This window comes from Coriobacteriia bacterium, assembly GCA_041658765.1.
Classification (GTDB): Bacteria; Actinomycetota; Coriobacteriia; order Anaerosomatales; family JBAZZO01; genus JBAZZO01.
Map to the genome: position 1 here is coordinate 1 of JBAZZO010000017.1, position 13,797 is coordinate 13,797.

At 64.1% G+C, this 13,797-nt stretch carries 15 protein-coding genes; 12 read left to right on the plus strand and 3 right to left on the minus strand.

Features of this window, described 5'->3' with window-relative positions; genetic code table 11:
• The first annotated feature begins 410 nt into the window (after positions 1 to 410).
• The 5 genes from WC971_09525 (at position 411) to WC971_09545 (ending at position 3,759) form a co-directional block, all read left to right on the plus strand.
• Positions 411 to 1,340: a hypothetical protein gene (locus WC971_09525; protein ID MFA5845052.1), complete on the plus strand. Its 930-nt coding sequence runs from the start codon at positions 411 to 413 to the stop codon at positions 1,338 to 1,340.
• A gap of 243 nt (positions 1,341 to 1,583) precedes the next feature.
• A complete protein-coding gene (locus WC971_09530; protein MFA5845053.1) occupies positions 1,584 to 1,841 on the plus strand; it encodes a hypothetical protein in 258 nt (85 codons plus the stop codon).
• Positions 1,842 to 2,016: 175 nt separating this feature from the next.
• A complete protein-coding gene (locus WC971_09535) occupies positions 2,017 to 2,808 on the plus strand; it encodes a hypothetical protein (GenBank protein MFA5845054.1) in 792 nt (263 codons plus the stop codon).
• A 9-nt stretch (positions 2,809 to 2,817) separates the two neighbouring features.
• Positions 2,818 to 3,297: a hypothetical protein gene (locus WC971_09540; protein MFA5845055.1), complete on the plus strand. Its 480-nt coding sequence runs from the start codon at positions 2,818 to 2,820 to the stop codon at positions 3,295 to 3,297.
• Positions 3,298 to 3,351: 54 nt separating this feature from the next.
• On the plus strand, positions 3,352 to 3,759 hold the full coding sequence (locus tag WC971_09545; protein ID MFA5845056.1) for a bacteriohemerythrin: 408 nt from the start codon (positions 3,352 to 3,354) through the stop codon (positions 3,757 to 3,759).
• A gap of 209 nt (positions 3,760 to 3,968) precedes the next feature.
• On the opposite strand, the gene WC971_09550 is transcribed toward WC971_09545, so the two are convergent.
• The 3 genes from WC971_09550 to WC971_09560 are packed head-to-tail and all read right to left on the minus strand — an operon-like array spanning position 3,969 to position 6,475.
• Positions 3,969 to 4,769, minus strand: coding sequence for an ABC transporter permease subunit (locus tag WC971_09550; protein ID MFA5845057.1), 801 nt, complete (start codon positions 4,767 to 4,769; stop codon positions 3,969 to 3,971).
• 9 nt (positions 4,770 to 4,778) lie between these two features.
• The gene (locus WC971_09555; protein MFA5845058.1) at positions 4,779 to 5,579 is read right to left on the minus strand and encodes an ABC transporter permease subunit; all 801 of its coding nucleotides are present in this window, start codon (positions 5,577 to 5,579) and stop codon (positions 4,779 to 4,781) included.
• A complete protein-coding gene (locus WC971_09560; protein MFA5845059.1) occupies positions 5,576 to 6,475 on the minus strand; it encodes an ABC transporter ATP-binding protein in 900 nt (299 codons plus the stop codon). Before WC971_09560 ends, WC971_09555 begins: the two co-directional genes overlap by 4 nt.
• A 172-nt stretch (positions 6,476 to 6,647) precedes the next feature.
• Between WC971_09560 and WC971_09565 the strand changes: the two genes are divergently transcribed.
• The 7 genes from WC971_09565 (at position 6,648) to WC971_09595 (ending at position 13,781) form a co-directional block, all read left to right on the plus strand.
• Complete coding sequence (locus WC971_09565; protein MFA5845060.1) at positions 6,648 to 7,076, plus strand: hypothetical protein; 429 nt, start codon at positions 6,648 to 6,650, stop codon at positions 7,074 to 7,076.
• A 118-nt stretch (positions 7,077 to 7,194) separates the two neighbouring features.
• Complete coding sequence (locus tag WC971_09570; protein ID MFA5845061.1) at positions 7,195 to 9,582, plus strand: Ig-like domain-containing protein; 2,388 nt, start codon at positions 7,195 to 7,197, stop codon at positions 9,580 to 9,582.
• Positions 9,583 to 9,631: 49 nt separating this feature from the next.
• The gene (locus WC971_09575; protein ID MFA5845062.1) at positions 9,632 to 10,231 is read left to right on the plus strand and encodes a hypothetical protein; all 600 of its coding nucleotides are present in this window, start codon (positions 9,632 to 9,634) and stop codon (positions 10,229 to 10,231) included.
• A 16-nt stretch (positions 10,232 to 10,247) separates the two neighbouring features.
• Positions 10,248 to 12,218: an ABC-F family ATP-binding cassette domain-containing protein gene (locus WC971_09580; protein MFA5845063.1), complete on the plus strand. Its 1,971-nt coding sequence runs from the start codon at positions 10,248 to 10,250 to the stop codon at positions 12,216 to 12,218.
• Positions 12,219 to 12,406: 188 nt separating this feature from the next.
• Positions 12,407 to 12,772, plus strand: coding sequence for an NADH-quinone oxidoreductase subunit A (locus WC971_09585; protein ID MFA5845064.1), 366 nt, complete (start codon positions 12,407 to 12,409; stop codon positions 12,770 to 12,772).
• The gene (locus WC971_09590; GenBank protein MFA5845065.1) at positions 12,760 to 13,323 is read left to right on the plus strand and encodes an NADH-quinone oxidoreductase subunit B family protein; all 564 of its coding nucleotides are present in this window, start codon (positions 12,760 to 12,762) and stop codon (positions 13,321 to 13,323) included. Before WC971_09585 ends, WC971_09590 begins: the two co-directional genes overlap by 13 nt.
• Positions 13,320 to 13,781, plus strand: a complete 462-nt coding sequence (locus tag WC971_09595; protein ID MFA5845066.1) for an NADH-quinone oxidoreductase subunit C — start codon at positions 13,320 to 13,322, stop codon at positions 13,779 to 13,781. Before WC971_09590 ends, WC971_09595 begins: the two co-directional genes overlap by 4 nt.
• The last annotated feature ends 16 nt before the right edge of the window (positions 13,782 to 13,797 follow it).

Below are 13,797 nucleotides of genomic sequence, written 5' to 3' on the forward strand. Positions count from 1 at the left end.
AATTCACGAAACGTGTATCTATGACATTTCGCGATTTCCGACTGGTCGCAAACCCCTGACCTGCACTTTTATCCTCGGACGTGGCCCAGAAGGGCAATTAGCTGCGGAACGCAGGCCTGGGGTTGCGGGTGTATCGTTTGAAGAGAAGTAGCGAGCTGCGCCAACACTGTCGATGCGCGCAATGGCAAGAGTGGCTACCGGGAGGTACCGGCCGGTCCGTGTCTGACGGAAGCATTGGAGTTGCCTGAGTGGTGACCACCTTAACGATTACGAGTCCTTGGCTGAACTGGGATACGGGTCTCTTCGTCGCTGCAGTCGTATCTGCCGGGGTTGCCTACCGTGGGTATCGGATGAAGCAGCTGCACTGCTTCGCTCGGGAGTTCGAGAGGAACGCGTACCATGCTCGCCTATTGAACGCTTCGAACAACGCGCGGCTTTTTGTGATTGCCGTCGATACTAAGTCTAAGTCCGGACAGCGTTTCCAGTATTGGCCGAACCGCGAAAACTGGAAAGACTGCCCGAATTGCGAAGGCTGCGAAGACCACGAACGCCGCGAGGATCACGAAGTCTACCCTGCCTGCAAAGGTCGCGAATCCAGAGCGGTTCTCCCGGCCCGGGAGGCGCAGGGAATCCTTCGCGAGTACGGGAGAGGACGTACGTGGGAGTTGACTTGGGACGAAATGCTCGGTCTAGGTCATACCCTGGGCGTTTACCGTGGCGTTGACCGTGGCGTATACCGTGCTGACATGGACAACTTCCTTGCGCTCGCCATGCGCATCACCTATTGGCTCGGGAGTGGTTGGCACTGGTTCAAGGACATGAGAGAGAACACGTGGTTTAGTTCGCCCGAGCACTCTAGGCTCTGCGAGCCCCGGTTGGGGTGTATGACGGCCTTCATTGATTGGCTGAAGAAGCGCAGGGCTCGACATGTTCTCGGCGTGTTCGGCTACCAGCTAACAGAGGCAATCCACTACCACCGTTTTGTCGCTTCGCGCATCGTCCGTGTTGTGTCGAAAGATGAGAAGGACGAAGCACAACAGACATGGGACTATTTCACCTACCCTGATTCCTACAACCTCTTCGATGAGTCCTACACCGCATTGTTCGAGTATCTCCTTGGAGCAACTCCAGCAACGAGAAAGAACTCCGGACCATTGGCAAAGGCGCATTTGTTCGAGGAGATAGTCAAAGAATCGACCGAGGAGTCGGTCAAAGAACAACGCTGGCCGACGATAGCCGTACTGAAGCTCTCTCTGCGAGAAGCTCCTGAGCCGCAGGGCGAACGCACAGTCGTGAACGCTTCGGGAACTATTGCCAGTCCTAGTACCCCTGAGCTGTAACAAGCGCCTCCACAATCGCCCACCAGACACACACGAGACCCGCCACCGTGGAAGACGAAGGTGGCGGGTCTCGTTCCGTTGCGACTGCGCCGTGTGCCTCGAGCTTGCGAGACGCCTCCCAGTCTGAATGTCTACCGGCGGGAACTCCCGGAGCGTATCGTGGAACGTAGAAGGCGGGACCTGTGTGACTAGGCGATCACGAGCCACGTCGACGTGGCTCGCCTGTCACGGGAAGGGGACGCTGTGAACCTCCGGGAGCTTGCGGAAACGGCGAAGAAGACGTGGCCGCTGGAGGATGATTCCGTGCTGGCGTTCGCTGCCGCCTGCTCACCCGAGCGCATCCTTGCTTTGTTGGACGTGGTGGAGGCGGCGGAGGGTACGCACGAGCTGAAGGTGTCCACCAAGGCGCGATGGTGGCGCGAAGACGGAATGGCTGGCGGTGCAGTAGCCGACCGGGAGCTGCGCGCCGCCCTCATCCGTTGGCAGGAGGTATCACGATGAATGCTCACGAACGCCTGCCAGCGGAAATCCCCGAAGCATGTCGCGTCACGCAGAAAGCGGGAGACGACCCGGGACCGTGTGCGCAATGAAGCCGGATCGTGCATCGCGGCCGCGCCCGTATCGGCATGTCGGTGCGAAGTGGACCGCCGGACTCCTGTTGTCGGCTGTGCTTTCCTTGTGTCTCGTAGCGGCATCCCTCGCCGCCGCCACCTCCGAGAAGGTCGTCGTCCCGGCGCTGTCGATCGCGATGGCAGCGGCCTTCAGCCCGAAGGGCCTGGACGACGCCACGGAGATCGCGAAGTTCGAAGCGATGCTCGCGAAGAGCCCTGAGGGGATTCGACCGATCGCGGGGATCGACGTGACGGTGACCGCGAAGGACCTCGCACTTCCTCCCCGTGAGATGCGGATCGCGTTCTTCGGCAAGATGGCGTTGCCGCTGTACCGCGGCGGGCCCGAGGCCTTCGGACGGCTCGCCACGAATCCCAAGAACAGCAAGAAGCTGGCGGACCAGGCCGGGCCGCTCGGCATCGTGAGCGCGTCGAACCACAACGCGCTGGTCGTGACCGCCGTGGTTCTGGGGTTCGTCGCCATGCTGCTCGCGGTGCCGCTCGTGCTCTTCAGCCGCGGCTCCGGGAGACTGGTGAGCGCGGGCATCGTCCTGATGGTGGCGAGCCTGCCGGGGTCGGCCGTCTTGACGCTGGCGCGGCTTGCGTCGAACCGACCTCCGCCTGCTCCCCCAATACCCGAGCAGGGCATCGGGGGTATGGCGTCCTACGTCGGAGCGCAGTGCCTGCCGGTCCTCCTGCCACCGATGCAGCGCGTGTTCCTGATGCCCCTGTTAGCAGGATTCGCGCTCCTTGTCGCGGCGGCGGTCGGATCGGTCGTTCGAATCGTTCGCGCACGTCGTGCCGTTCTGTCGGGCGAACCAGTTGGCCCCTCCGAAGATGCGCGGACGGGCCAGGAGTAGGATCTAGGCGTGCCGAAAGGAGTACTCGCGATGGAGAAGACGAGGACACTCACCAAGAACCTCGCCGTGATCGGAGCGGTGCTCGTGTGGTTGCCTATCTTGGCGCCCCTTCTGGCTACCGCACTCAGGATTGGCGGAGGCTCGTCGCAGGTCTACTGGTACGTGCCGGCCGCGCTCTTCCCGTCTGCACTCGTCGGTGGCTGGCTGCTCGTCTGGGCCGCGTCTCGTGCGCACTCGAGGCAAGGCCTCATCGGCTGGGGTCTCGCGGTAGCCGTGAGCGCGTGGGTGGCAGCTATCGCGATCGCGGTGGCCACCGGAATGGCTGCGGATGCGGCCGCGGTGACAGAGTCGGTGATGGCACTGGTGGTCGGGTTGATGGTCGCCTACGCGCTCGCCCTCGTGGAGATCGGCATGGCAGGGATCATACTGATGCGCGATGTCCTCAAGCGCGGCATCGGAGGCGAGGGTACCACGGCCCCCTCGGCGTAGTAGGGCGGAAGCTCACGTGGGAATACGCAGTCTGACAAGCAGAGGGAGCAGAGGATGGCATTGTTGGAGTGGAACGAGAGTCTGCGCGTGAACGTGGCGAACGTGGACGAGCAGCACCAGCAGCTCGTCCAGATGATAAATACGCTGCACGACGCCATGGCCGATGGCCGCAGCAAAGAGATCATGGGCGAGTTGATGGGTGGATTGATCCGGTACACGGTGATCCATTTCGGCACCGAGGAAGCCTACTTCGATCAGTTCGGCTATCCCCAGGCTGAGGACCACAAGGAACAGCATCGCCGCTTCGTCGCGCAAGTCGGAGATTTCAAGCAGGGCTTCGATGATGGACGACTCTTCCTGTCGATGGATGTGATGGACTTCTTGAGTGAGTGGCTTGTCGAGCACATCCAGGGCAGCGACAGAGCGTTCGGACCGTTCCTGAATCAGCACGGCGTCGTGTGAAGACCGGCTAGCGGCATATCTGTGATGATGGCGCGCTGCCCGGATTGTGGCGAGGTCTACGACGACACGGTGGATGACATGTGTCCTCGATGTGACTCCGGTAATGTCTGGTGGGACCACTTCGGTCTGTTCTGCATGTTCATCGCCGTCTTGACTCTGGTCGTCTTCGGTATGTGGCAGATCTGGACGCAATACGGCTAGTCTAGCCTCTACGCGCCCAGGTCTCGCTCGGAGTGGAAGCGGTACGTCCCGGCGATTGCGAGGACGACGATGGCCACCGACAGCGCGACGTAGAGCGGGTCGAGCCGTCCGTCCGCCATCAGCGTGGCGGCGTCGAAGTACTTGAACGGCGAGAGGTACTTCAGGAAGTCCAGCTTCTCGTTGAGGTTCACGAGATACGCCAGCATGAAGGTCAGGAACATGATCGAAGTCGCCCTCGAGGGCGCGGACTTCGGTCTCCTGGCGACTCCGGCCATCATCGCGCCGATCGAGAAGAAGATCAGCTGCAGGAAGAACAGGCCGGCCATCAGGACGAGGATGTCCCTGCTGGACGACTGCCCGTCCTTGCTGAAGTAGCCGACGAAGTAGAACGACGAGGCCAGAGTCGCGAGGTTGAAGACGACGACGTTGAACAGCCCGGCCAGGAGCTTCGCGGTCAGGACCGTCCCGCGGGGGACGGGCTTGGAGTAGAGGAACTCGGAGGTCTTGTCCCGCTCCTCTTCCGAGATGACGTTCGAACCCAGTAGGGCCGCGTGCACGGCGCCCATCAGCGCGATGTACATGAACAGCACGCCGTAGAAGCCGCTCGCCGTCGTGAGATCGAACCCGGACATCCCGAAGACCGTCTGGATCGCCTTGGGGAGCGCCGAGAGCATGTCCGTAGCGGATTGCCCTGCTCCCGAGTAGGCGGCGTACTTGCCCATACCCGAGGCGACCAGGGCCGCCATGCCGAGGCACCACCAGATCAAGCCGGTGCGGTGGGCCTTCAGTTCTCGCAGAAACATGTTCATGTCTGCCACCTATACCGCGGCGCGGACGTTCTTCTTGACGTAGATCGCATAGCACAGGGCGATCGCCGCTATGACGAACACCACCTCGATGACTAGGTATCTGCCTTCGAGGCCGACGTGATCGATGATGTAGTCGGCCTCGTAGAACTTGAACGGGGAGACGTAGCGGACCTTGTCGTTCTTCAACACGTCGCCGAGCATACCGACGATGTAGAAGGTGAAGACGGTCGGCAGGGACACCGAGACCACCGACTTGATCTTCGGGATGGCCACCGAGAACAGCGCCCCCAGCGCCAGGAACATCACCTGGACGAGAAGAAGCGTGGACGTCATCAGGAAGAAGGTCTTCGCGGCGAACGGTTCCTTGGCCACGGTCAGCGCAGTGAGATACGAGACCGCCGCGAAGACCGCGTCGGTGATGACGATCACCGTGAGCGCCGCGGCCAGCTTGGCGGAGACCACTCGAGTGCGGGTCACCGGCTTGGACAGCAGGAAGTCGGCGGTCTTGCCTGATATCTCCTTCGAGATGACGCCCGTACCGACGTTCATGGCCTGGATCGCTCCCGCTAGGATGGCGAAGCTCAGAAGATACCCGTAGAAGCCGTAGATAGTGAAGAAGTTCCCCAGTGAGATGTTGAACGCGGTCCTCAGGGCTGGAGGCAACTGGCTGAGGAGATTCTTGGTGGCCGCTACGTCCTTGGTGAAGGCGGGATACAGGGCCATGAAGACGACGATGAGGGCGCACATAGACGACGCCCAGATGATCGTGGACTTCCGGTAAGACCTCAGTTCGTGGAGGAAGACGTTCACCGTACTTCCTCTTTCTGGTAGTAGTGCATGAAGATCTCTTCCAGGTCCGGTTCCTCGACCAGAAGGTCGACAAGGTCCTGCTCGGCGAGGACCCTCGTGATGTCGTTGATGCGGCCGCGATAGAGGAAGCTCACGGAGTTCCCGACCGTCGTCAGATCGCCGACGCCTTCGATGGCGAATCGCGACATGTCGGGTGCACCGGACGTTTCGAGCGTGAAGCGTTTGGTCTGGTTCTCCAGGAGCGTCCGGATCTCCTCGACCCTGATGATCGAGCCGTCCTTGATGATCGCCACCCGGTCGCAGAGTCTCTGCACCTCGCTCAGGATGTGCGAGGAGAAGAGCACCGCGGCGCCCCGCTTGTTCTCCTCCTTCAGCAGGTTGAAGAACTCCTGTTGGATGAGAGGGTCCAGTCCGCCGGTCGGCTCGTCGAGGATGATGAGCCTCGGCTCGTGCGCGAGCCCCTGGATGATGCCGACCTTCTTCTTGTTGCCGTAGGACAGGTCGTCGATCTTCTTCTTCAGGTCGAGGTCGAACATCTCGGCGAGGTCCTTTATCCGCTTCAGGATGGCCTTGCCGTCCTTGCGGTAGAAGCTCGCCGAGTACCTCAGGAGATCGATCACCCGCATGTCGTCGTAGTAGAAGACCTCGGAGGGCAGGTAGCCGACCTCCTGCCGGATCTCCGGGCCGTACTTGGTGACGTCTTTCCCGAAGATGGTCGCCGAGCCGCTCGTGGGGTGGATGAGGCCGAGAAGGGTCCTGATCGTCGTGGACTTCCCGGCGCCGTTCGGGCCGATGAAGCCGAGGATCTCGCCCTCCATCACGGTCATGTCGACGTCGACGATGCCTCTCGTCTTGCCGTAGTACTTCGTCAGCTTCGCGGTCTCGATCACATTCATCTCTGCTCCACTCACCGACCGGTCCCGGTCCCACGCGTCGTGTCGTCAGTGTATTCCCGAATTCTGGCAGTTGTGGAGTCCGAACAGCAGACGGCCGTTGCCTGACGGTGGGAACTGCAAGGCGTATCGTGTCGTGTAGAAGACGCCGCATGATCACCGTCGGGAGACATAGATGGAGCTGACGATCCGCGGCGTGGCCTTCGGGCCCGGAGACCGTTCCGACCAGGTGCCGCTGACGGTCACGCTGCTGCATGAACTCCCCGGTCCCGACCGGACCGACTACTGGCTGGGAGAGCTCAAGCAGCCCTTTCACTGGGACAGCGACTCGGACGGCTCGTTCGAGATATCGCACCTCGTGATCGCCGCGCAGTGGGAGAACACCAGCATCTACCCCGGCGTATACAGACTTCCGGTCGGTATCGCCTATGTGATAGATCCGTCGGTCCTGGACGACGATCGCCTCGATCTCGCCAAGATCCGCTACGTAGCGACCGGCGTCGCCGACGACACTACCGCTGGGCGACCCGCGCCGCCGCCGCCGAAGTCGGGGGTGGCCGGCGTCATCGCCAGGGCGTTCGGCAAGCGAGCTGGAGGCGAGTAGCCGACTAGACGGCGCATAGAGGTCGCTTGAGGCTGTTCGCGGTTGTGCCGATTCACTAAGAAGGCCACGTAATGCATCCATGGCCTTGTGGTGCGTACGCTCTCAACGGAGGAACGCCTTGTTCGCGAGAGTCCGTGTGCTCGTAATGGTGTGTCTCGTCAGCGCCGCGTCCTTCCTGGCGCTCGATGCGGCTCCGGCGTTCGCTCTGTCAGCTCCAGACGCTGCGCCCGACGTGGTGTGCGGAGTCGTGGTGTCTCTCGAGCCGCGTGTCGTGGGGGAGACGGGTGTCATCGTCACCGACGTGCGGGTGGTCGAGAGCCGGGCGGTCGGCGGGACCGAGCTGACCGGCTTCACCATGGAGGGTGGAGAGGTCGGCGAGATCGGGATGTGGTCCGAGCAGTACACGGACCTGCGCGTCGGCGATCCGGTCATCGTCGGGGTGACGGAGAAGGATGGCGAACTTGCTGCGGTCATGGCGCCCATCGCGAAGGCGGACCGTGTCGCAGCCGGATACGTCCTGGACGGTATCCACTGGGCGGACGAAGACCTGCCGTTCCGGTTCTACGTGAATCCGGATGGCCTGCCCGTCGGTGCGGCCTCCGCGATCACCGCGGCGGCTCAGACGTGGGAGGACGACTCCGGCTCCTACATGGACTACACCTACATGGGGCCGACGAGCGCGGCACCCGGTGCCAGAGATGGGATCTTCGTCATCGGCTCGGGCTCATTCGGCTCCTCGAGCGCCGTCGGGCAGTGCAGATCGTGGTACTACACCTCGACGCATCACTTCATCGAGTCCGACATCACGTTCAACACCGGCGCCTACACCTTCGCCACGGACGGCAGCAGGTCGTCCTACGACGTCCAGGTGGTCAGCACGCACGAATTGGGGCACACCCTTCGCCTGATGGACATGTACGACGCCGAGAACTTGCAAGAGGTCATGTACGGTCGCGGTTCGACTGGCGACACGAGTCATCGGACCCTCGGGTGGGGCGACATCGCGGGTATCCGCGCGATCTACCCGGTCCCGGTCGCCTTGGCGGACGTCGCCACCGTCGCCGAGGACACCACGCTTTCCGTGGCGGCTCCCGGCGTGCTCGGCAACGACACCGATGTCGATGGGGACGCGCTTCGCGCCGGCCTGGTCACCGGAGTGGCCCACGGTACGCTCGCGCTGAGGGCCGACGGCTCGTACACGTATAGGCCTGCCGCGGACTTCAACGGCACGGACTCCTTCACGTATCGCGCCTACGACGGTGTCGCCTACTCGGTACCCGTGAACGTCGCGATCGCCGTGACGCCGGTCAACGACGCGCCCGTCTCGTCGGCCGATACCGCTACCATCGCCGAGGACGGCATGCTCTCCGTGGCGGCTCCCGGCATACTCGGCAACGACACCGATGTCGACGGGGACGCGCTTCGCGCCTCCGTGGTCACGGGGACGACCCACGGTACCCTTCAGCTGGTCGCCGACGGTTCGTACACCTATCGGCCGTCCCCGGATTTCCGCGGCACCGACTCCTTCACCTACCGTGCTTTCGACGGCGCCGCCTACTCGGCTCCAGCGAGGGTCACGATCGCCGTGAGGGCGGTCAACGACGCGCCCGTCGCGGTGGCCGATGAAGTCACGGCCGCAGAGGACACCACACTCTCCGTTGCGGCTCCCGGCGTGCTCGGCAACGACACCGATGTCGATGGGGACGCGCTGAGTTCCGTCGCGGTCGCGGGAGTGACGCACGGTACTCTCGCGCTGGCCGCCGACGGCTCCTACACCTATGTCCCGGCGCCGGACTTCCGCGGCGTCGACTCCTTCACCTACCGAGTCTTCGACGGCGCCGCCTATTCGACGCCCGTGACGGTCACGATCACCGTCGCGCGACTCGATCCGTGCACGATCGATGTGTCGAGTGTCTCTTCCGCTTCGCTCGGCTTCGGATCCACGTTCGTGGTCGAAGGAACGCTTCGCAGCGGGGGCGGCGGTCTTCTGGGCCAGCGCGTGATCCTTCAGTCAGCCGCGCCGGGCGCGTCCTTCCGAGACACCTCCAACGAGGCGACGACCGGTGCCGACGGTCTGTTCTCCTTGTCGGTGAGGCCCGCGAGCCGGACCTACTACCGCGTGCGGTTCCCCGGTTCGAACGGGTACGCCGCAGCGCTCTCGACAGCTTCGGTCTACGCGCTGCCATGCACGTATGTAGGCGTTCCCGTCGCGCCCGTGACGATGTCGCGTACCGCCAACTCCACGGTCTGGGGCTGGCTGAAGCCGAGACATGCGGCGGGCTCGTACCCGGTGCGCATCTACAAGTGGAAGAGGACGCCATCGGGCGGCTGGACGAGCTACGGGTATGTGAGCGCGAGAGCGTCCGACTACTCGACCTACACGAAGTACTCGATCTCGTTGAAGTTGCCCACCGCCGGGACTTGGAGATTGCAGGCGTGCGCTCCCGCGGATAGCGGGCACGCTTCCGCGTGGTCCAGCGGCTACGACTACGTGACGGTGAGGTAGTCTCCCAGGCCCGTGATAGGATATCGGGGAGCCTAGGAACGGAGAGCGAATGACTTCGAACGGGAAACACGGCAGGCGCTGGTGGGTCGTCGGGATCGCTGCGGCGCTCGTCGCGTTGGCTTTCGTCATTGCGGCGTCCCGCGCACGGACGGCGGGTTCGGGGATCAGCCTCTTCGGCTTCGAGATGAGCAGCACGTCCGGCAAGGCGACCACAACGGACGCGACCACGGCTGCGGGCGCCGGCGGACGCGATGTCGACGGCGGCGGCTCCGCTGCCGCGGGAGACTCCGGCGGGACGACCGCCGCGAGCACCTATCGGATCGAGATCAAGTGGTACGACGATACTCGCAGGCTGGGGCTGCGCGACGTGGTGATCGGCGTGGATGCCGACGGCGCGGGCACCTGGAGACCTGGCCCTGGAGCCAAGCGTGACGGAGGCATCATCGCCGGCGTTCCGGTCGGCAAGGTCGTGAAGCTCTACATCTATCCTCGTGGCAGGAGTGGGAAGCGCTTCGCGACGTCCATCAAGATCACACGGGCGATGATGCGGGGCAACGAACCGGCCGTCGTGAATGTCATCGTCGACGACGAGTTCGTCGAGTTCGCGGGCGATTCCGTCTCCGACTTCGACCAGCAGTACCGGCGCTAGCGGTCACGAAGCCGCCATGCTGCTCTCGCTCGACGGCGTAGGGAAGTCCTTCGGAGCACGCGTGCTCTTCCGAGACGTCTCGCTTCGTATCGGTGGCCGTGCCAGGATCGCGCTCGTGGGGCCGAACGGCGCCGGCAAGACGACGCTCCTCGAGATCCTCGCGGGTGAGCAGACGCCCGACGAGGGTTCCGTTGCGCGGGCGAAGGGTGTCGTCGTCGGCTACCTGCGCCAGGAGGCCATCGAGTTGGGCGGGCGCAGCGTCCTTTCCGAGGTGCTGTCGGTGGCGCGCGAGGTCACAACCTCGGAGCATCGCCTTGGATTGCTCGAGGCGGAGATGGGATCGACCCCGCCGGGCCCCGACCTCGAGAGGCTGTTGGCGGAGTACGGCCGCGTGCGGGAGCGCTTCGAGCAGCTCGGCGGCTACTCTCTCGAAGGCGATGCTCGAGCGGTCCTCGGCGGGCTGGGCTTCCGAGACCGCGATCTCGAGCGGGACTGCGGGGAGTTCTCGGGGGGCCAACTCATGCGGATCGCGCTCGCGAAGCTCCTCTTCGAGCAGCCCGACGTGCTTCTCCTCGACGAGCCGACGAACCACCTCGACGTCGAGTCCGTGATCTGGCTCGAGTCGTTCCTGCGCTCCTACGAGGGCGCAGTCCTGCTCGTGAGCCACGATCGCGCGTTCATGGACGGCCTCGTCGACCATGTCGCCGAGGTGGACCGAGCGTGTCTGACGCTCTACACGGGAGACTACGCAGCGTACGAACGGCAGCGCGAGGACGCGCTCGAGCGCCTGCGTGCCGCCGCCGCGCGACAGGCGCGCGAGATCACGCACGCGCAGCGCTTCATCGATCGCTTCCGATACAAGGAGAGCAAGGCGCGGCAGGTGCAGAGTCGCGTGAAAGCACTGGGGAAAGTGGAGCGGATCGAACTCCCCGAGGGGCGCAAGACGGTGCGGTTCGCCTTCCCTCAGCCGCCGCGGACCGGTGAAGTCGTCATCTCCCTCGATGGCGTCTCCAAGTCCTACGGCGACTTGCGTGTCTACGACGGTGTCGACCTGCGTCTGTACCGAGGCGACCGCGTCGCGCTTGTCGGGCCGAACGGCGCGGGCAAGTCGACCTTGCTCAAGCTGATCGCGGGCGCGATCGTTCCCGACGCGGGGGAAGTCGTGTACGGACATCACGTCTCGGTGGCGTACTTCGCCCAACATCAGCTAGAGGCCCTCGACACGTCGCGCGCCGTGCTCGAGGAGATTCGCGCTGTCGCACCTGCGTGGACCCAGGAGGAGGCGCGGCGTCTGCTCGGCGCCTTCCTGTTCACGGGGACCGACGTCGACAAGAAGGTCGGTGTGCTGTCGGGAGGGGAGCGGGCACGCCTCGCGCTCGCGAAGATGCTCGTCGCGCCCGCCCCGCTGCTCTGTCTCGACGAGCCGACGAACCATCTCGACATCGCTTCGAGCGACGTCCTGGAGCAGGCGCTGCGACGCTATGAGGGGACGCTGGTCCTGATCACGCACGACCGCCACCTGATCCAGGCCGTGGCGACGAAGATCGTCGAGGTCGTCGACGGGCGCATCACGGTCTTCGAGGGGGACTGGGAGTACTACCTGTTCAAGCGCGAGCGGGTCTCGACTTCGGACGCCCGCGCCACCGTCGCGGCGCCGGGTCTTCCCGAGTCGGTACCGAGTAGCCCGGGGCGCAAGAGCAAAGAGCAGCGCCGTGTCGAAGCGGAGTCGCGCAACAAGGCGTTCCGGGATTCGAAGGAGTCGACGGCTCGTTTCGAGACCGCGGAGCGAGTGCTGGGAGAGATCCAAGCCCGGCACGACGAGCTGATCGCGATCCTTGCCGATCCCACGACGTACGACGATCGGACGACGTTCTTCGCGGTGACGGAGGAGTACGAGACCGTGAAGGGTCGCCTTGAGGCGGCCGAGCGAGAATGGCTTGCCGCCGCCGAGGTGATGCATGGTGGAGAGACTTCGGAGCAGCGGTAGGAAGGTGCTTGTAACAATATTTACAAACGTTATGGCTTACCGTTAGAATCGCCTCGGGACCGGAGTCGCGTGTTCCGGGACCGGGGCACAGGGGAACAGATGCATCTGTACTGGCGGGCCAGTGATGGCCCATCTTCGTAACTCGGAGTTACGAGCGGTCGCGATGCGTCTCTCTGGACGGGGTGGCGATGCCGGTAGGCTCTGATGGAGTGCTCTACCTGGTAGGTCTTTCGGGGGCTGCCGTCCTCTTCGTGCTGCTCGTTCTGGGCGCCAATGCACTCCTGTCGCCACGGCTGCCCACGGAACTGAAGCGGGAGCCCTACGAGTGCGGCATGCCGCCGGCGGGTCGTCCGTGGGCTCCGGTCCACCTGAGGTACACCACGCTCGCCGTCCTCCTCGTCATCTTCGATGCCGAGTCCGCCCTGCTGTTCGGGATCGCGTCCGGGCTTCGCGGTTCGCCGGTCGCCGTCCTGCAGGCCGGCGTCTTCGTCGCCGCTCTCGCGTTCGGCCTTTGGTACGCGTGGCGGAAGGGGTGTCTCGCGTGGCGCTCGTAGACGATGTAGGGCGCCTTCTCGAGCGCGTCCCCGGGGGCGGCGTCATCCTCACGAGTGTCGACGCCGTGGCCGACTGGGCGCGAGGGCAATCCCTGTGGGCGATGCCGATGGGGACGGCCTGCTGCGCGATGGAGCTCATCTCGGCGTCGTTCAGCAAGTTCGACTTCGACCGTCTCGGCACTTTCCCGCGGCCGGATCCCCGGCACACCGACGTGATGGTGGTCGCTGGGACGATCACTCTGAAGATGGCACCCGCGGTGCGGCGCCTGTACGAGCAGATGCCCGACCCGAAATGGGTGGTCGCGATGGGCAACTGCGCCGTCTCCGGAGGAATCTTCTATCACGACTCGTACTCCGTCGTGCGCGGTGTCGACGAGATAATCCCCGTCGACGTCTACGTGGCCGGATGCCCGCCGAGGCCCGAGTCTCTGCAGGACGCGATACTGAAGCTGCGCGAACGGGTCGGTGAGGGGTCCATCGCGCCGGGGAGGACGAGACCGAGTCGTCTCACGCTGCCCGGCCGCCCGGGCGAAGGCGGCGAGGCCTCGTGAACATCGAGCAGCTTCGCGAGCACCTGTGCGCCCGACACCCGGACCTGTGTCCTCTGTTCTCGATCGAGTTCGGAGACGGCGTTCTCACCGTCCCCTCGGACGGCCTTCATGCCGCCGCCGCCGATCTCAAGGCGCTCGGCTTCGACTTCATCGGCATGGTGACCGCCGTCGACTATGGCGAGGAGTTCGAGATCCTCTATCGCGTACGGTCGCGTGCGATGCACGTGGGTCTCATCGTGAAGACGCGCATCCCGCGTTCCTCGGCGAGCATCGGTTCCGTGGTCGACCTGTGGCCTGCCGCGGACTGGCACGAGCGCGAGGTCTACGACCTCTTCGGGATCTACTTCGAGGGTCATCCCGACCTTCGGCGGATCCTTCTTCCGGACGACTGGGTCGGGCACCCGTTGCGCAAGGACTACGAGGACGAGCACGTCTTGCGGCGTCCGGACCACATCTAGCAGGGAAGGGAGGCTC

What these genes read in the sequence shown, in the direction of transcription:
- WC971_09560 (MFA5845059.1), bottom strand. Translation starts at nt 6,475, where the DNA reads ATGAATGTGATCGAGACCGCGAAGCTGACGAAGTACTACGGCAAGACG.
- WC971_09545 (MFA5845056.1), top strand. Translation starts at nt 3,352, where the DNA reads ATGGCATTGTTGGAGTGGAACGAGAGTCTGCGCGTGAACGTGGCGAAC.
- WC971_09575 (MFA5845062.1), top strand. Translation starts at nt 9,632, where the DNA reads ATGACTTCGAACGGGAAACACGGCAGGCGCTGGTGGGTCGTCGGGATC.
- WC971_09585 (MFA5845064.1), top strand. Translation starts at nt 12,407, where the DNA reads ATGCCGGTAGGCTCTGATGGAGTGCTCTACCTGGTAGGTCTTTCGGGG.
- WC971_09550 (MFA5845057.1), bottom strand. Translation starts at nt 4,769, where the DNA reads ATGAACATGTTTCTGCGAGAACTGAAGGCCCACCGCACCGGCTTGATC.
- WC971_09580 (MFA5845063.1), top strand. Translation starts at nt 10,248, where the DNA reads ATGCTGCTCTCGCTCGACGGCGTAGGGAAGTCCTTCGGAGCACGCGTG.
- WC971_09565 (MFA5845060.1), top strand. Translation starts at nt 6,648, where the DNA reads ATGGAGCTGACGATCCGCGGCGTGGCCTTCGGGCCCGGAGACCGTTCC.